The sequence below is a fragment of the Geminicoccus sp. genome, from assembly GCF_035556675.1.
Lineage (GTDB): Bacteria > Pseudomonadota > Alphaproteobacteria > Geminicoccales > Geminicoccaceae > Geminicoccus.
Window position 1 is genome coordinate 1 of record NZ_DATMFZ010000371.1, and the last position, 17,063, is coordinate 17,063.

Annotated in this window: 19 protein-coding genes; 8 read left to right on the forward strand and 11 right to left on the reverse strand. The window is 68.6% G+C overall.

The window, feature by feature from the left end; all coding sequences use genetic code 11:
* The 7 genes from VNS22_RS26240 to ccoN all read right to left on the reverse strand — a co-directional run.
* The coding region (locus tag VNS22_RS26240) for a heavy metal translocating P-type ATPase (protein ID WP_325737826.1) at positions 1 to 1,919 on the reverse strand (1,919 nt) is incomplete at its 3' end.
* A complete protein-coding gene (locus VNS22_RS26245; protein ID WP_325737828.1) occupies positions 1,916 to 2,461 on the reverse strand; it encodes a FixH family protein in 546 nt (181 codons plus the stop codon). The genes VNS22_RS26240 and VNS22_RS26245, both read right to left, overlap by 4 nt.
* Positions 2,458 to 3,957: a cytochrome c oxidase accessory protein CcoG gene (gene ccoG / locus VNS22_RS26250; RefSeq protein WP_325737830.1), complete on the reverse strand. Its 1,500-nt coding sequence runs from the start codon at positions 3,955 to 3,957 to the stop codon at positions 2,458 to 2,460. The genes VNS22_RS26245 and ccoG overlap by 4 nt, the downstream gene beginning before the upstream one ends.
* 13 nt (positions 3,958 to 3,970) lie before the next feature.
* Complete coding sequence (ccoP, locus tag VNS22_RS26255) at positions 3,971 to 4,903, reverse strand: cytochrome-c oxidase, cbb3-type subunit III (protein WP_325737832.1); 933 nt, start codon at positions 4,901 to 4,903, stop codon at positions 3,971 to 3,973.
* 3 nt (positions 4,904 to 4,906) lie between these two features.
* Positions 4,907 to 5,059, reverse strand: a complete 153-nt coding sequence (locus tag VNS22_RS26260) for a cbb3-type cytochrome c oxidase subunit 3 (RefSeq protein WP_325737834.1) — start codon at positions 5,057 to 5,059, stop codon at positions 4,907 to 4,909.
* Positions 5,060 to 5,087: 28 nt separating this feature from the next.
* Complete coding sequence (gene ccoO, locus VNS22_RS26265) at positions 5,088 to 5,816, reverse strand: cytochrome-c oxidase, cbb3-type subunit II (protein WP_325737836.1); 729 nt, start codon at positions 5,814 to 5,816, stop codon at positions 5,088 to 5,090.
* 12 nt (positions 5,817 to 5,828) lie between these two features.
* Positions 5,829 to 7,301 (reverse strand): cytochrome-c oxidase, cbb3-type subunit I, encoded by a 1,473-nt coding sequence (gene ccoN, locus VNS22_RS26270; RefSeq protein ID WP_325737837.1) that lies wholly within the window; start codon positions 7,299 to 7,301, stop codon positions 5,829 to 5,831.
* A gap of 228 nt (positions 7,302 to 7,529) precedes the next feature.
* On the opposite strand from ccoN, the gene VNS22_RS26275 reads away from it, so the two are divergent.
* Complete coding sequence (locus VNS22_RS26275) at positions 7,530 to 8,366, forward strand: DUF2189 domain-containing protein (protein ID WP_325737861.1); 837 nt, start codon at positions 7,530 to 7,532, stop codon at positions 8,364 to 8,366.
* Positions 8,367 to 8,384: 18 nt separating this feature from the next.
* Here VNS22_RS26275 and VNS22_RS26280 read toward each other — a convergent pair whose 3' ends face one another.
* On the reverse strand, positions 8,385 to 8,576 hold the full coding sequence (locus VNS22_RS26280) for a hypothetical protein (protein WP_325737839.1): 192 nt from the start codon (positions 8,574 to 8,576) through the stop codon (positions 8,385 to 8,387).
* Between the two features lie 435 nt (positions 8,577 to 9,011).
* Between VNS22_RS26280 and VNS22_RS26285 the strand changes: the two genes are divergently transcribed.
* The 4 genes from VNS22_RS26285 (at position 9,012) to VNS22_RS26300 (ending at position 10,717) form a co-directional block, all read left to right on the forward strand.
* Complete coding sequence (locus tag VNS22_RS26285; RefSeq protein WP_325737841.1) at positions 9,012 to 9,359, forward strand: DUF1428 domain-containing protein; 348 nt, start codon at positions 9,012 to 9,014, stop codon at positions 9,357 to 9,359.
* Between the two features lie 170 nt (positions 9,360 to 9,529).
* Positions 9,530 to 9,856: a hypothetical protein gene (locus VNS22_RS26290; RefSeq protein ID WP_325737843.1), complete on the forward strand. Its 327-nt coding sequence runs from the start codon at positions 9,530 to 9,532 to the stop codon at positions 9,854 to 9,856.
* Positions 9,857 to 9,969: 113 nt separating this feature from the next.
* Positions 9,970 to 10,290: a hypothetical protein gene (locus VNS22_RS26295; RefSeq protein ID WP_325737845.1), complete on the forward strand. Its 321-nt coding sequence runs from the start codon at positions 9,970 to 9,972 to the stop codon at positions 10,288 to 10,290.
* 82 nt (positions 10,291 to 10,372) lie between these two features.
* A complete protein-coding gene (locus VNS22_RS26300) occupies positions 10,373 to 10,717 on the forward strand; it encodes a nuclear transport factor 2 family protein (RefSeq protein ID WP_325737847.1) in 345 nt (114 codons plus the stop codon).
* Between the two features lie 108 nt (positions 10,718 to 10,825).
* On the opposite strand, the gene VNS22_RS26305 is transcribed toward VNS22_RS26300, so the two are convergent.
* Both VNS22_RS26305 and VNS22_RS26310 read right to left on the reverse strand, forming a co-directional pair.
* A complete protein-coding gene (locus VNS22_RS26305) occupies positions 10,826 to 11,707 on the reverse strand; it encodes a rhomboid family intramembrane serine protease (protein ID WP_325737849.1) in 882 nt (293 codons plus the stop codon).
* Positions 11,708 to 11,789: 82 nt separating this feature from the next.
* A complete protein-coding gene (locus tag VNS22_RS26310) occupies positions 11,790 to 12,410 on the reverse strand; it encodes a TetR/AcrR family transcriptional regulator (RefSeq protein WP_349261897.1) in 621 nt (206 codons plus the stop codon).
* Between the two features lie 219 nt (positions 12,411 to 12,629).
* Here VNS22_RS26310 and VNS22_RS26315 point away from each other — a divergent pair, with 219 nt between their 5' ends.
* From VNS22_RS26315 to VNS22_RS26325, 3 genes are read left to right on the forward strand one after another with little or no spacing between them, the layout of a single operon-like run.
* A complete protein-coding gene (locus VNS22_RS26315) occupies positions 12,630 to 13,127 on the forward strand; it encodes a (2Fe-2S)-binding protein (RefSeq protein ID WP_325737853.1) in 498 nt (165 codons plus the stop codon).
* On the forward strand, positions 13,124 to 14,182 hold the full coding sequence (locus tag VNS22_RS26320; RefSeq protein WP_325737855.1) for a xanthine dehydrogenase family protein subunit M: 1,059 nt from the start codon (positions 13,124 to 13,126) through the stop codon (positions 14,180 to 14,182). Before VNS22_RS26315 ends, VNS22_RS26320 begins: the two co-directional genes overlap by 4 nt.
* Positions 14,175 to 16,442, forward strand: a complete 2,268-nt coding sequence (locus VNS22_RS26325) for a xanthine dehydrogenase family protein molybdopterin-binding subunit (RefSeq protein ID WP_325737857.1) — start codon at positions 14,175 to 14,177, stop codon at positions 16,440 to 16,442. Before VNS22_RS26320 ends, VNS22_RS26325 begins: the two co-directional genes overlap by 8 nt.
* Before the next feature lie 130 nt (positions 16,443 to 16,572).
* Here VNS22_RS26325 and VNS22_RS26330 read toward each other — a convergent pair.
* Positions 16,573 to 17,063 (reverse strand): sensor histidine kinase (locus tag VNS22_RS26330; RefSeq protein WP_325737859.1); only part of this gene is annotated, 491 nt, incomplete at its 5' end.

Below are 17,063 nucleotides of genomic sequence, written 5' to 3' on the forward strand. Positions count from 1 at the left end.
AGCGCCTGGAGATGGGCGGTCTTGGCGGTCGGATCGACGCCGGCCCGCCAGTGCTCAATGCCGAGCTGGCCCGCCACCTTCGCGGTCACCTCCGCCCGGTCGCCGGACAGGAGCTCCACTCGGAAGCCCTGCCCCTTGAGCGCCTGCACCGTAGAATGCGCATCCTCGCGCAGCCGGTCCTCGAAGCGGAAGACCTGTGGCGGGTGGCCGGGCCGGACCAGCCAGATCTCCGGCAGGGCCGGACCGTCCGGCGTGGCACTGTCCTCCGCCAGACCGTCCGGTCCCAGGCCCTCCAGCACCCAGGCGCGCTGGCCCAGCCGCACCTCGCCCTCGGGCGTCGCCAGGACCAGGCCCCGGCCCGGTATCTCGCGCACGCCATCCAGCGGCGTGACATCCGGGCAGGCGGCGACCAGGCCGCGCGCCAGCACGTGCTTGCTGCTCATGGCCATGGCGGCCGCCAGCTCCAGCGCCGCCTCGGGCACCTGGAACCGGTCGATCAGCTCCGGGCGCCCGACGGTCAGCGTGCCGGTCTTGTCGAACACCACCGTGTCGACCGCGGCCAGCCGCTCCAGCGCGGTCGGCGACTTCAGGAGCACGCCCTGGCGCAGGAGCCGGCCGCTCGCGATCACCTGGACGGCCGGCACGGCCAGGCCCAGCGCGCAGGGGCAGGTGATGATCAGCACGGCCACGGCATGGAGCAGGCCGACCTGCCAGATCACCCCTACCTGGAACGTCCAGGCCAGGAAGGTCAGCAGGGCCAGGAGATGGACCACCGGCGCGTAGTAGCGCGACACCCGGTCGGCCAGGGCCACGTAGCGGCCACGGCGCTGCTCGGCCAGCTCCATGAGGCGGCCGATCTCGCTCAACAGCGTCGCCTCGCCCACCGCGAGCGTCTCGATGCGCAGGGCGCTGTCGAGGTTCAGCGTGCCGGCATAGACGCGGTCGCCCGGTCCCACCGCGGCCGGCAGCGATTCACCGCTCACCAGGCTGTTGTCGAGGCTGGACGCGCCGCTGACGATCCGCCCGTCCACGCCGACTCGTTCGCCGGGTGCCACCAGGATCATCGCACCGGGCCGGACCTGGTCGGCCGGCACCACGGTCTGGCCGCCATGAGGCTCCAGCACCGTGACCCTGGTCGCGCGCAACAGCATCAGGCGCTCGATGGCGGCCCTGGCATGGCCGCGTGCCCGGCTGTCGAGATAGCGGCCGATCAGCAGGAAGAACAGCAGCGTCACCGCGCTGTCGAAATAGGCGTAGGGACCATGGCGGATCGTCTCGGACAGGCTCATGGCGCAGGCCAGCACCACGCCCACCGAGATCGGCACGTCCATGTTGGTGGTCCCGGCACGCAGCGCGCGCCAGGCCGAGCTGAAGAAGGGTCGGCCGGCATAGGCCACGGCCGGCAGGGCGATCAGGGCGGACAGCCAGTGCAGCAGGCCGCGCGTGCCGGGCCCCATGTCCAGTGAATGGCCGGCCCAGACCGAGATCGACAGGATCATCACGTTGGCGGCGGCAAAGCCCGCGACCGCGACGCAGCGCAGCAGGTCCTGCTGGCCGCCGGCATTGTCGGCCTCCAGCCGTTCCGGATCGAAGGCGACCGCGGGATAGCCCAGCTTCTCGACTGCGGCATGCAGGGCCGCCCCGTCCTCGCGCGCACCCTGCCACGCGACATGCAGGCGCCGGGTGGACAGGTTCAGCCGGGCGGCCTGCACGCCTTTGTGGCGCCGGAGGGTCCGCTCGATCCGGGAGATGCAGGCGCCGCAATGGGCGCCCTCGACCATGAGGTCCAGCGCCCAGCTTCCGTCCAGCTGACGGCGCACGAAAGCCTGGATATCGTTGGAGGCCTGGATGTCGTCGGGCCGGGCCGGCTGGAGCTCGATCGGGGAATCGGCCGCGCGCCCGGCGAATGCTGCATTCATCGCACCAGCAACCGTTCACGCCATTGGTAGGAGTCCTTCCCGGCACGGACGGCCAGATAGGCGTCCCAGACGCCCGCGGCCGGGAAGGTCAGTTCCGCCTGATAGGTCCCGCTGCCGACCCCGTTCAGATAGGCGCGGAAGTCGCTGCCCGCCTGGGTCGGCCGGACCAGCACGACCTCCAGCTCGGCACCGCTGATCGGCCGGCCGGCTCCGTCCCGTAGCGTCACGTCGAGCCTGCCTTCGGACGGGGCGGAGGAGCTGAAGCTCGTCTCCATCTGCCAGCCGAGCGCTGCCTGGGCACGGGCCTGCTCGAGCGTCTGGTTGTAGTTCAGGCCGCGCTCATAGGCGCCCTCGACCGCCAGGCCCGTCCAGGTCTTCGCCGCCATCGTGATCAGAAAGCCGTTCATCACGAGCACGATCAGGGCGAAGGCCGCGAGCGAGCCCAGCACGATGCGCCGGCTGCGCGCCTCCTGCCGCGCATCCGCCGGCGAGGCGGGTGCCTGCCTGGCGGTTCGTGCGGCGTGCATGCCCTTGGCGCTCATGATGACGGCCCTCGGAAGATGCTCTCGGTCTCGATGACCTCGCCCGTCTCGACATTGTGCAGCACGAAGCTGACATCCATGGACGGCCCGGTCACCGCCGAGCGGGGCAGGATGACGAACAGGTGGACGGAGGTGACGCTGTCCGGATCGGCGCTCACCACCGGCGCCACGGCGCGGGCATCCTTGTCGCCGATCAGCCGGTAGCGGGCCGGCAGGTCCGCCACGCTCACCTCGAACCGGCTGGTCTGGTGCGCGGTGTTGCGGATCTTCAGGGTATAGCCGTTGCGGATGCTGCCGTCGGAGAGCTGGACGAACAAAGGTGCCGCGTCACGCAGCACGTCGAGGCCGGCACTGGCGCGCAGCGCGAACGTGCCGGTCATGAACAGGGCGACCGCCAGGAACAGGGCGCCATAGATGGCAGTGCGCGGCCGCAGGAGACGCCAGCCCGCGGCCTGCCCCTGGACCTGGAGGACCTGGTTGCGGGCGCTGTCCCAGGAGATCAGGAAGCGCGGCCGGCCGACCTTGTCCATCACCTCGTTGCAGGCGTCGATGCACAGGCCGCAGCCGATGCAGTCGAGCTGCAGCCCTTTGCGGATGTCGACGCCGGTCGGGCAGACCATGAAGCACTGGTGGCAGTCGATGCAGTCGCCCCGCCCTGCCCAGCTCTCGCCGCGCTTGTGCGGCCCGCGCGGCTCGCCGCGCCAGTCCCGGTAGGTCACCGCCAGGCTGTCCTGGTCGAGCAGCCCGCCCTGGATGCGCGGCCAGGGGCACATGTTGGTGCACACGGTCTCGCGCGCCCAGCCGGCCAGCAGATAGGTGGTGAGCGTGAACAGGCCGAAGAAGAAATAGGTGACCGGACCGGCCTCCAGGGTGGGCAACTGCCGGACCACGGTGGGGGCATCGTTGAAATACATCACGAAAGCACCGCCGGTCAGCATGGCGATCAGCAGCCAGACCGCGTGCTTGCCGGTCTTCTTCAGGAGCTTGGCCGGCCCGTTGGGCTGAGCGTCCAGCTTCATCCGTTCGCGCCGGTCGCCCTCGATCAGCCGCTCCACCCACATGAACAGGTCGGTCCAGACGGTTTGCGGGCAGGCATAGCCGCACCAGATCCGGCCGAACAGGCTGGTCGCCAGGAACAGGCCCAGGGCTGCCAGGATCAAAAGGCCGGTCGCGTAATAGATCTCCTGCGGCCAGATCTCGATGCCGAACAGGAAGATGCGCTGCCGGATGAAGTCGAACAGCACCGCCTGGTCCGGCGCCTCCGGCCCGCGGTCCCAGCGCACCCAGGGCAGGAGATAGTAGATCGCCAGGAAGACCGTCAGCGCCGCCCACTTGATCGTGCGGAACCGGCCGAGCACCGAGCGCGGGTAGACCTTGCCTGCCCCGATCGTGGGCTCCGGGCGCTTGCGCCTGGGCAGGACGCGCTGGGCGGCGGAATCGGCCAGGTCCAGCCGTTCCGCCGCCTCGCGCCGGTTCGCGATGCTCTGGATGCTCATCGCCGGCTGCTGCCTACTGCCCGCCGCCGAGCGCGTGGACGTAGACCACCAGCATCTTGATGGTGGCGTCGTCGAGCCGGCCTTCGAAGGCCGGCATCACGCCGTGCGCCGGACGGTGGATCTGGCTGAAGATCTGGTTGCGGTCGCCGCCATAGAGCCAGATCGCATCGTTCAGCCGCGGTCCGCCCAATTCCGGCAGGCCGGCACCGCCCTCGCCATGGCAGACGGCGCAGTTCTCGGCGAACAGGGGCTCGCCCCGTCCGGCCGCCTCGGCATCGTGCTCGGCACCGCTGATGGCCAGCACATACTCGGTGACGTCCGAGATCTGCTCCCTGGTCAGGATCTGGTCTGCGCCGAAGTTCGGCATGATGTTGTCGCGCGCCTCCTCCGCACCGCTGCGGATGCCGTGCCGGATGGTGAACTCGATCTCCTCCGGCGTGCCGCCCCACAGCCAGTCGTCGTCGGCGAGCGTGGGGAAGAAGCCCTGCCCGGCCCCGCCCAGTCCATGGCACTGGGCGCAGTTGTTGTTGAAGGCGACCTGGCCGCCGCGGATCGCGAAGTTCATCAGGTCCGGGTCGTTCTGGATGCCGGTCAGCTCGGCCGTGCCGATCGCCTGCACCAGCGGTGCCCGCAGGGCCTCGGCCCGGGCGATGTCATCGGCCACCACCACGCGCTGGTCATAGCCCAGGATCCCGCGCCAGACGCCGAACGGCGTCGGCCAGGACGGGTAGAGGATCGACCAGAGCACGGCGAACAGCACCGTGCCGATGAAGGTGATCACCCACCAGCGCGGCGGGGGATAGTCCAGCTCGCGGATGCCGTCCCATTCCAGATGGGCCAGCGGGCTGTCGCCGAAGGCCAGCTTGTCCTGGACGTCCTTGATCTCGCGAGTGGCCTGCATCGCCTCGTGGGAAACCGGGCGGGTGGGATCGAGGCGGTCGGTCATGGCTCAAGGCTCCTCTTCGTCCTTGAACGGGATCTGGCCGTGGCGTTCGAGCTGCTCGCGCCGCCTGGGCCAGTAGATCCAGACCGCGACACCCACGAACAGGAGGACCAGCCAGAGGAGCCACAGGGAGCGGAGCCAGACATAGAAGTCGGACATTGCATGGTAGCCTTGCGCTTGGTCGCCTTCATTGGGTCAGGTCCTCGATGCGCACGTCGGTGAAGTCCACCATCCGGCCGAGGATCTGCAGGTAGGCGACCAGCGCATCCATCTCGGTGAGCGTCGCCGGGTTGCCGTCAAGGTTGCCGACCATCGCCTTGGGGTAGCGGGCGAGCAGGTCGGTCGTGTCGGCGTTCGGGTCGGCCTGGGCGATCATGTCGGCCCGGGCGTTCTCGATCATCTCGTCGCTATAAGGCACGCCCACCGCCCGGTTCGCGCGCAGATGGTCGGCGATGTCGCGCGCTTCCAGCCGGTTCTCCAGGAGGAAGGCGTAGCTCGGCATCACCGAAGCCGGCACCAGCGCCTGCGGGTCGATCAGGTGCTCGACATGCCACTCGTTGGAGTAGCGCCCGCCGACCCGCGCCAGGTCCGGCCCAGTGCGCTTGCTGCCCCACTGGAACGGATGGTCGTACATGCTCTCGGCAGCCAGGCTGTAATGGCCATAGCGCTCGACCTCGTCGCGCAAGGGGCGGATCTGCTGGCTGTGGCAGGCATAGCAGCCCTCGCGGATGTAGATGTTGCGCCCGGCCAGCTCGAGCGGGGTGTAGGGGCGCATCCCCTGCACCCGCTCGATGGTGTTCTCGATCGCGAACAGCGGCACGATCTGGACCAGGCCTCCGACCGAGACGGTCAGCAGGATGAAGATCGCCAGGATGAAGGCGCGCTGCTCGGCGAACTGATGCAGGCGGTAGAACATGCGTGCGCCCCCCTATTCCGCCGCGACCGGGCCGGCCAGCGCGGTGTCGCGCGCTTCCACCCGCTGGTCGCCGCGGATGGTCCGCCAGAGGTTGTAGACCATGATCAGGCCGCCGATCAGGAACATCACCCCGCCGAGTGCCCGGATGACGTAGAACGGGTGCATGGCGGCGACCGTCTCGATGAACGAGTACTGCAGGAAGCCCAGCTGGTCGTAGGACCGCCACATCAGGCCCTGCATCACGCCCGAGACCCACATCGCGGTGATGTAGAGGACGATGCCCAGGCTCGCGATCCAGAAATGGTACTCGACCAGCGTGTTCGAGTAGAGCCGCTCGCGGTGCCACAGGCGCGGCACCAGGTAGTAGATCGCGCCGAACGAGATGTAGGCCACCCAGCCGAGCGCCCCGGAATGGACGTGGCCGACCGTCCAGTCGGTATAGTGGCTGAGCGCGTTGACCTGGCGCACGCCCATGAGCGGGCCTTCCAGCGTGCTCATCCCGTAGAAGGCCACCGCGACCGCCATGAAGCGGATCACCGGGTCGGTGCGCAGCTTGTCCCAGGCACCCGAGAGGGTCATCACGCCGTTCACGGCACTGCCCCAGGACGGCATCCACAGCATGATGGTGAACGCCATGCCCAGCACCTGCGCCCAGTCGGGCAGCGAGGTGTAGTGCAGGTGATGGGGGCCGGCCCACATGTAGAGGAAGATCAGCGCCCAGAAATTCAGGATCGAGAGCCGGTAGGACCAGATCGGGCGGTTGGCCTGCTTGGGCAGGAAATAATACATCATGCCCAGAAAGGGCACGGTCAGGAAGAAGCCGACCGCATTATGCCCGTACCACCACTGGGCCATCGCATCCTGCACGCCGGAGAAGGCCGAGTAGCTCTTGGCACCGAAGAAGCTGACCGGCATCGCCAGGTTGTTGACGATGTGCAGCACCGCGATGGTGATGATAAAGGCCATGTAGTACCAGTTGGCCACATAGATATGTGGCTCGGTGCGGCGCAGGACCGTGCCGACGAACACCACCAGATAGATGACCCAGACGATCGTCAGCCACAGGTCGACGTACCACTCGGGCTCGGCGTATTCCTTGCTCTGGGTGATGCCCAGCACGTAGCCGGACGCCGCCAGCACGATGAAGAGCTGGTAGCCCCAGAAGACGAACCTGGCCGGCAAGGGCCCGCCGAACAGCGAGGCGCGGCAGGTGCGCTGCACCACGTAGAACGAGGTGCCGATCAGGGCATTGCCGCCGAACGCGAAGATCACCGCCGAGGTGTGGACCGGGCGCAGCCGGCCGAAGGTCGTCCACTCGGTGCCGAGGTTGAGGGCGGGGAAGGCCAGCTGAAACGCGATCAGCACCCCCATCAGGAAGCCGACGATCGCCCAGAAGGTCGCCGCAATGACGAACAGGCGGACTATGTCCTCGTCATAGCGTGTTCTTGCCGGCAGGCCCCCGGTCGAGGCCAAGGCTGTAGCCATCGTGCTGTACCCGATCTTCGGCAGCCGGACGCTGCCCTTGCCATTCCATCGCCCGGACGCTTCGCGCACCGCCTGGACGCATCAAGGGAACGGGATAATTACTTTATCCCGATCAAGTTCACATAAAACATCTTCATGCGATTGACTTGAAGTGTCTAGTCTTACTCTCGCATTCTGACTAAACTGCCCCCAATCACTACGTCACCATGGAGATGCTCGTTGCCCGAGGTGATTCCATCGTTCGATGTCCGAGTGCCGGACATCCGGAGGGTCGGACTGGACCGGCCCTGGGAATGGCTGGCAGCCGGCTGGCGCGACCTGCTGCGGGCGCCCGCCATCAGCATGTCGTTCGGCCTGATCCTGGCGGTCGCCGGGGCGCTGCTGAGCGTCGGCCTGTGGCTGGCCGATCTCGTGTACCTGGTCCTGCCGTTCGCCGCGGGCTTCATGATCGTGGGTCCGTTCATGGGTCTGGCCTTCTACGAGGTGAGCCGGCGCCACGCGGCGGGCGAGCCGATCTCGTTCAGCAGCGTCGCCCTCGCGATCACCCGCAATCCTCGCCATTTCGGGGTGATGGGCTTCATCCTGCTGCTGATCCTGCTCACCTGGGTCCGGATCGGAGCCATGATCTTCATGCTGTACTGGGGCATGGACCCGCCGCCGCTCCACGACCTGATCGTGCACACCTTCCTGCGGCCGGAGAGCCTGCCGTTCCTGGCGTTCGGCACGGCGGTGGGTGCGGTGTTCGCCGGCCTGACCTTCGCGGTGACGGCGGTGTCGATCCCGATGATGCTGGACCGAAAGGTCGACGTGCTCACCGCGATCGTCACCAGCGTCCGGGTGGTCCGCCACAACCCGGTGGTCATGCTGTTCTGGGCAGTGCTGATCGTCGTGTTCACCGGCGTGGGCATCGCTACCCTGTTCCTTGGCCTGATCGTGGTGCTGCCGCTGATCGGCCATGCGAGCTGGCACGCGTACCAGGACCTCGTGCTGGCGGGTCCGGCCCCCGCACCGGCCGGGGCCGGCCAGGTAGGGCCGGGCTTCATCGCCCCGTCGGGAACGCGCTGAGCGGGCGGGGGCGCAGCATCAGGGACGGTCGCCGCGCGACCGGGCGCCGTCCCTGCTGTGGATGCCGATGATCATGGCGAGGCCGAAGATCATCAGCGCCCAGCCGAACAGGGCGAACCCCCCGTCCGTGGCCTGGCTCGCGAGCACCAGGCCCAGCAATGCCAGAAGGGTCATCAGGGCGGTCACCACCCAGGGCGTGGTCTCGGTCATCGGCGGTTTCTCACGATCAGTTCAGATCCATTCCAACGAGGCCTGCCGGGAGCAGGCAATACCACCAGGGATCGCGCCGCACGGCGCCTGCCATCGAGCGCGCCGCGTCGCGCGCACCTGGATGAGAAGCTCCGCGCCGCGATACCTTTAAACAGCCATGCCGGCCGGACATTGATTTGAATCAAACCGCCTGCCCCGCCCGGCCTGGCCATGAGGAAGCGGCAGGAGCCGCGGATCGCTTCGCTCAGTTACGTGATTGGCAGCCGGCGACGCTGCTCCTCCCCTGCCGGAGCGCCATCACCCTGGTCGGCTTGACCCGGCGAGATACACGGCTATAGTTAACCTAATGGTAAATAATCATCGGCATCCTTGGTCGGACAGTCGATGGGGCCAGCCAGCGCACCTTGCTGGACCATGCTGGGGAGCAAGACACGGATGAGCTATGTTGACGGCTTCGTGGCCGCGGTGCCCGCGGCCAACCAGGCGGCCTATCTCGCCCATGCCAGGCAGGCCCTGCCGCTGTTCAAGGAATATGGCGCCCTGCGCATGGTGGAGTGCTGGGGGGACGAGGTCCCGGTCGGCAAGCACACCGACTTCCGGCGCGCAGTGCAGGCCAGAGAGGACGAGGTCGTGCTGTTCTCCTGGGTCGAGTGGCCGTCCAAGGAGATCCGCGACGCCGGCATGCAGAAGATCATGGCCGATCCGCGCATGAAGGAGATGACCATGCCATTCGACGGCCAGCGCATGATCTATGGCGGCTTCCGTCCGATCCTGGACGGCTGACCCCGACCCGACACAGGAGACCGGCCGATCCCTCGCATCTCCCGGCGAAACCCGCCCTGGCGCAGGGATCGCATGAAGAGTCGGCAGCGTCGGAACCTGCCCTTGTCCGGTTGCGGCCGGCACCGCGCCTTCCTCGGAGGTCGGCACCTCCCTCCTCACCGGCCCTCTCGATGCGCGCGGCGCGCCAGCCAGTCCGCGCGGCGGACGGAGACAACGACAGCTTTCACATCAACATGGGGTCGGAAAGATGCAGCTTCATCGATCACGGACCCGGCAAGGAAGGCAATGGCACGAGCAATGATGATTATGTCGAAAGCTGGAACACATGCGCGGACAAGCACGGCGGCAAAGGCGAGGGCCGGAAGATCGTCCGGGATCCGTTCGGCAGCGTGAAGAGAAACGGCCTGATCGACCTCAAGATCTACGAGTTCGATGGGCCGAACGACCAGAATTCTGGCCCCTGCAACTGGGGCTCCCACCGCCGCACGGGCAGATAGCTCCCCCTGGCGCATCCGCGCGATCACATGGTGCCGTGCGGGTGCGGAACGATGACACCACCCGGACAGGCCGCGTGCCGTGGCGTCGAAGCTTCCGACAGCAGAACGCGCACGTGAAGCAAGCGAAGCAACCCGCCACGAAAGTGTTCGGGATATTTCTGGAGGGTGCGCAGGCGCGCGCCGGGCACAAGCTGCCGTGCGGGCTGAGCTACTGCGAGAATCCGCTGGCCTGGAAATACGAGGTCGTCGTCTACGCCATCGGCAACTGTCATGACCGGGCCGTGTCGCGGGTCGTCGACTTCGGTCCCGATCAGCCGGAACCTCACTCGAACTGCATCACCATCCCGGCCCATCACACGGCGACCGGCGCATGGAGCATCGACAGGAATCAGTGCGATTCGCACCGCAGCACCGACATGCTGGCCTGCCGATAGCTGGCGTCGTGACATCGGCCATCATGGGCGGGCGCCGGCTTGCGAGCCCGGCCGGCGCCGGTCAGGAAGGAAGGAACAGCCGGTGGGCTCGCCCAGCCCCGAACGCAGCAATCGGCGGCTTGCCCGCGCCTTCAACGCCCAGGCTGCCGCGGCGCTGTATCATCCCGAAGCATCGATCGTGCAGGTCGATGCCGTGCATGGCGGTACGATGATCGCCCGCGGTGCCGAGGCCATCCGTACCACCAGGGACGCCTATGCCGGCCTCAAGCCGCATATGGACGTCGTGACCCATCACCCGACCATCGCAGGCGACTTCGCCATGACCCGCTCGCAATGGCTGATCACCGGCCAGGACAGGGACGGCAACCCGGTCGAGGTACATCATCACGGGATGGAGGTGCATCGGCGCGCCGAGGTCGGCACCTGATATTTCTTCATCGACCATCCATTCGGCGCCGATCCGTCCTGGGCAATCGGCCGCCCGCCACGCAGCAGCCCCTGAATGCACTGAGCGATGCCTGGCTGATCGTACCGCCTAGGCGCCCGCATGCAGGGCCAGCAGCCAGGCGAGTCCCAGCAACGCACCTGCCAGCAGCGCATAGACGAGCTGCGCCAGCCGCCCCTGGGGCAGATGCTGCGCCCAGCGGCCAAGGACCAGGCCGAGGACGGCACCGACCGCGAAGCCGGCCACATGGGCGCCGACATCGGTCTGCGCGCCGCCAAAGCCCAAGTAGGCGAGCAGCATGCTGCCGGCCGCGAGCGGCACCCAGCGCCGGATCCGGCTGCGCCAGGGCGCGCTGTGCCGCCGCTGGGTGTAGCCCGCCAATATGCCCAAGGCGCCGAAGATCGCGGTCGAGCTGCCGATGGCGGTGTGCGTCGCTGGATGTAGCAGCGCGTTCAGCTCATTGCCGAGCGCACCGGCCAAGAGGATGGCCAGCCAGGCCAGGCCCGAGCCCAGGACCTGCGCCAGCAGCATGCTGAAGCCGATGCCGGCGATCAGGTTGGCGAACAGATGGCTGTGGTCGGCATGCAGGGTCAGCGCGGTGATGGTCCGCCACCAGGCCCCGTCCTGGATCAGCCCCGCCTGAGCGGCACCGATCGCCGACCAGTCGATGGACCAGCTCAGCCGTCGATCGGCGCCGAACAAGAACAGGAGAACCATGCAGTAGACCAGGGCGGCACCCAGCCCGTGCAGAGCCGGTCGTGCCTGATGGGCGGATGCCGGCTCGGGCAGGTTCTCCTGCTCATAGGCATCGAGCTGCTGGCGCGCCTGCTCGGCGTGATGCGCGGCGACGCAGAGCGCCACCCCGCCATCGCCCTCGACCATCCGGCAGTCGATGCCGACGGCCAGGAGCACCAGAGCCAGCTGGCGGGCCTCTTCCTTCCGGGAGAAACGGACCTGCACGAGGGTGGTCATGAACCCGCCGGATCATTGGGCATCGAGGGCATTGTCGGATGCTCAGGCCATGCGCCCAACCGGCACAGACAGAAAGCGAACTTCAGGACGCTGTATCAGGCACCTCCCGCTCACCGCTGCTGCCGGGCCGCTGGCACAGCCCGTCCACGAAGACATCGATCAGGCGCAGCACCCTGGCCTGCCATCCTGGCTGGTCATGGGCATAGCACATGCCGACCAGGGCCCGGAGCAGGTCCTCGGACCCGATGTCCGACCGGATCTGCCCGGCCGCCACGGCATTCTGCAACAGGTCGCCGATCGCTCCGGTGAGCCGATCGCGCGAGTAGGTGGCGAGGTCCGAACAGCCATGCGCGGCGAGAGCGAGTGCTGCCGCCATGCCCTTCTTCGTAGCGACGAATTCCACACTGGCCCGCATCCAGCTGCGCAGGGCCTCGACCGGGGCTGCCTCTGTCCCGAGCCGCCTCGCCAACTCGACCAGTTGCTCCACCTCGCGCCGGTAGACGGCCTCGTACAGCGCCTCGCGGGTCGGGAAATGCCGATAAAGCGTCCCGATGCCGACCCCGGCCTGCCTCGCCACGGCTTCCAGGCTCGCCTCCGAACCGCCCTGGCTGAACACCAGCTTGGCCGCTTCCAGCACACGTTCCCGGTTGCGGAGCGCATCCGCACGCGGCTTGCGCTTTTTCATGACCGGCTGATCCGTCATCGCACCCGTTTCTGCATCCCACCCCTTGTAAACGGAGGATGCCTCCGTATTTTGCTCTGCGTGGTGCCGGGTGGGCAGCCGCATCTCCCCCACCACCTCGCCTGGAACCGCCGTACTGGCAACGTCCGCCGACCTGAATGGCTCCAGGACCTGCCGTCCGGTCGACGATGCATCGCGCGGACGAATCGTCCCCAACAACCGTTCTGATCGGAGCGCCGCATGAGCCTGTCGATCACTCTCACCATCAACGGCGTACAACATTCCATTGAGCTGGAGGACCCGAGGGTCACCCTACTGGACCTGCTGCGCGAGCGCCTGGACCTGACCGGCACCAAGAAAGGCTGCGACCGGGGCCAGTGCGGTGCCTGCACGGTCCTGCTCGACGGCCGCCGCGTCAACGCCTGCCTGGCCCTGGCCGCCAGCCAGGATGGCGCCGAAGTGCTGACCATCGAGGGGCTGGCGCAAGGCGACGCCTGCCATCCGGTGCAGACGGCCTTCATCGCCCACGACGCCTTCCAGTGCGGCTTCTGCACGCCCGGCCAGATCATGAGCGCCGTGGGCCTGATCCGGGAGGGCCAGGCCGGGGACGATCCCGAGCGGATCCGCGAAGGCATGAGCGGCAATCTGTGCCGCTGCGGCGCCTATCGCGGCATCACCGAGGCGGTGCTGGAAGCGCAGCAGAGCCTGGGCCAGGCCGGACAGCAGGAGGCAGCATGAACCGCTTCGAGTATGTCCGGCCGGCCACGGTCGCGGAAGCCATCGCGGCCGCCGCGGTGCCCGGCAGCACCTATCTGGCGGCCGGGACCAACCTGCTCGACCTGATGAAGGGCGGCATCGTCAGCCCGACGCGGCTGGTCGATGTCAGCCGCCTTCCCGGGCTCGACCGGATCGAGCCCCTGCCGGACGGCGGGATGCGGATCGGTGCGCGCGTGCGCAACGCCGACCTCGCCCATGATCCGACCTTCCGCAAGCGCTTCCCGGCCGTCGCCGAAGCCCTGCTGTCCGGCGCGTCCGCCCAGCTGCGCAACGCCGCCACCGTCGGCGGCAATCTTTTGCAGCGCACCCGCTGCGCCTATTTCTACGACCCGGCCAGTGCCTGCAACAAGCGCCAGCCCGGGGCGGGCTGTGATGCGCGCGGTGGCGAGAACCGGCTGCACGCGGTGATGGGCTGGAGCGAATCCTGCATCGCCACGCATCCATCCGATTTCTGCGTGCCGCTCACGGCCCTGGATGCCGTGGTCGAGATCGAGGGACCGGCCGGCCGCCGCGAGGTGGCGCTGGAAGACTTCCATCTGCTTCCCGGCGCCACGCCCGAGCGCGAGAGCGTGCTGGCGCCGGGTGATCTCGTCGTCGCGGTGCGCCTGCCGGGTGCAGCGGCGCCGTTCGCGGCCCATGCCCGCTACCTCAAGCTCCGCGAGCGCACTTCCTACGCGTTTGCCGTGGTTTCCGCTGCCGCCTGCCTGCGCATGGCCGACGGGGTGATCGCCGAGGCGCGGCTGGCGCTGGGCGGTATCGCGGCGAAGCCCTGGCGTGCCCGGGACGCGGAAGCGGTGCTGGCCGGCGCCCGCCCGGATGCGGTGTCCTTCCGGCGAGCCGCGGAAGCGGCGCTGGCAGCGGCCCGGCCGTCCGGGGACAACGAGTTCAAGATCGAGCTCGCCCGGCGGATCGTGCAGCGCACGCTGCTGCTTGCCGCGGCCGGCACCCCTGAGCGCCTGCCTGCCCTTCCGGCCTCCCCCTTTGCCCCCGTTCCCGGAGGTGCTCTCCATGGCTGAGACCGAGCGAACCGGATCCACCGTACAGCGCCGGCACGGTGCCAGCATCGGCCAGCCGCTCACCCGGCGCGACGGCCTCCTGAAAGTCACCGGCCAGGCACGCTACGCGGCGGACAACCACCCGCCCGGCATGCTGTACGCGGTGCTCGCGACCAGCAGCATCGCCCGCGGCCGCGTGACCTTTCTCGACGTGGCGGCGGCCAGGGCCCATCCCGGTGTGGTCGAGGTGATGACGCCGGCGAACCGCCCGCCGCTGGCGATGGATCCGGACGCGAAGACCCATCCCTTCATGTTCCGGCTGGAGCTGCTGCAGAACGACGAGGTGCGCTATGCGGGGCAGTCGATCGCGGTGGTGATCGCCGAGACGCTGGAGGCGGCCACCGAAGGTGCCGCCCTCCTGGCGCCGCGCTACCAGGCGGAGCCGCCGCGGATCGGGCTGGACGGTGCGGAAAGCTTCGTCCCGCCCACGATCGGCATCGGCACGCCCTCCGAGGTGCGCCATGGCGACGTCGAGGCTGGCTTGGCCGCTGCGGAGCGCCGGATCGACGCCACCTACGAGACGCCCGCCCAGTATCACAACGCCATGGAGCCGCATGCGATCGTGGCCGCCTGGGATGGCGACCGCCTCACGGTGGACACGCCGAGCCAGGGTTTGGCCTGGGCGCAGGAGCGGATCGCCGGACTGTTCGGGATCCCGGCGGAGAACATCCACATCCGCAGCCCGTTCCTGGGCGGCGGCTTCGGCTCCAAGGGACTGATCTCCGGGCCGCAGGCGCTGGGCATCCTGGCCGCGCGCCTGGTGGGCCGGCCGGTGAAGCTGGTGCTGCGCCGCGAGCAGATGTACGGCCCGGTCGGCCACCGCGCGCCGACCCGCCAGACCCTGCGCCTGGGCGCCGACAACGCCGGTCGGCTGACGGCGATCCACCATCATGTGCGCACCGCCACCAGCACCTTCGACGATTTCTTCGAGCCGTCCGCCCAGGTCAGCCATACCCTGTACGCCAGCCCGGCCATTGCCACGACCGCGGATGCGGTGCGGCTCGACACGGGCACGCCGCTCTTCATGCGGGCACCCGGCGAGGCGAGCGGCAACATCGCGCTGGAAAGCGCCATCGACGAGATGGCCGAGGCGGCCGGCCTGGACCCGCTGGAGTTCCGCCTGAGGAACTATGCGGAGGTCGAGCCGATCTCCGGCAAGCCGTTCTCCTCCAAGGCCCTGCGGGAATGCTACGCCCAGGGGGCGGAGCGGTTCGGCTGGCAGGGGCGCCCCCTGGCGCCGCGCCGGATGCGCGACGAGAACGGGCTGCTGGTCGGCTGGGGCCTCGGCACCGCGACCTTCCCGGCCATCATGTTCCAGGGTCAGGCAAGGGCGGTCCTCAAGCGCGACGGCACCGGCCTGGTCGAGATCGGCGCGCAGGACATGGGCCAGGGTGCCTGGACGGCGCTGGCGCAGATCGCCGCGGACAGTCTCGGCCTCGACATCGAGCAGCTGGAGTTCCGCGCCGGCAGCTCCGACCTGCCCGATGCCGGCATCGCCGGCGGCTCCGCCCATACCGCGACCGCCGGCATGGCAATCCACGGGGCCGGCGCCGACGTGATCGCCAGGCTGACGGAGCTGGCGGTGGGCGACGAGCGCTCGCCTTTGTTCGGTGCTGGCAATGTCGGGGTCCTGGCGCAGGGCGGCCGGCTGGTCCGGCGCGACGACGCGCGCCGGAGCGAGAGCTATGCCGAGATCCTGGCACGGGCCGGCTTGGCGCAGATCGAGGGACGCGGCAGCGGCGCCGGCGATCAGGATGCGCAGCAAACCTACGCCATGCACGCGCATGGCGCGGTGTTCGCCGAGGTGAAGGTGGACCCGGATCTCGGGCAGATCAGGGCGACCCGCCTGGTCGGTGCCTTTGCCGCCGGCACCATCATCAACCCGCGCCTCGTGCGCAGCCAGTATTATGGCGGCATGATCTGGGGCGTTTCCTTTGCCCTGCACGAGCAGGCCGTGCCGGATCATCGCTCCGGGCGGATCCTGAACGCGAACCTGGCCGAGTATCATGTGCCGGTGAACGCCGACATACCCTCGGTCGAGGCCATCCTGGTGGAGGAGAACGACCCTTACGTGAATGCGCTGGGCATCAAGGGTGTGGGCGAGATCGGCATCACGGGCACGGCGGGAGCCGTCGCCAATGCGGTATGGCATGCGACCGGCATCCGGGTGCGCCGCTTCCCGATCGCCATCGAATCCCTGCTCCGCACCGAAGCGGCCTGAGCGACGCTGAAAGAACCGAGGCAGACCAGGCGAAGAGGGCGTCGGTCGCGTTTGGCTGGCTGCCGAACCGATGAAGCTTCATCCAGGCCGACCTCGGCCGCTGCTGCCAGCATGCCTCCGGCCCGGGTCGTCAGGATGGGTTCGGTCCCGTCGGCGAATGGGCCGGCACGCCACGTGCCGGCCCCATGACGCGCGTCGCCGAAGCCATGGCCGGATGAGGTTCATGGGAAGGGGCCAAGCTTGCCAGAGGCAGGCTGAGGACGGCGGTCATGCCGGTCGCCCGGCTGGTAAGAGTGATGTCGCCGCCGTGGTGACGCGCAATGGTGCGCGCGATCGACAGGCCCAGGCCCACCCCGCCGGTCTCGCGGTTGCGCGAATGCTCCAGGCGGAAGAACGGGGCGAAGACCCGCTCGGCATGGGCATCGGGGATGCCGGGTCCGTCGTCCTCTACGACGATGTCGATGCTCTCCAGGCCCTTGGCGACCCTGACCCGTGCACGCTCGCCGTAGCGGACCGCGTTCTCGACGAGGTTGCGCACCGAGCGGCGCAGCGCATCCGGCCGGCAGCGGTAGCTGAAGCGCGGGCTGTCCAGGAAGGTCACGTCCTGGCCGAGATCGGCCA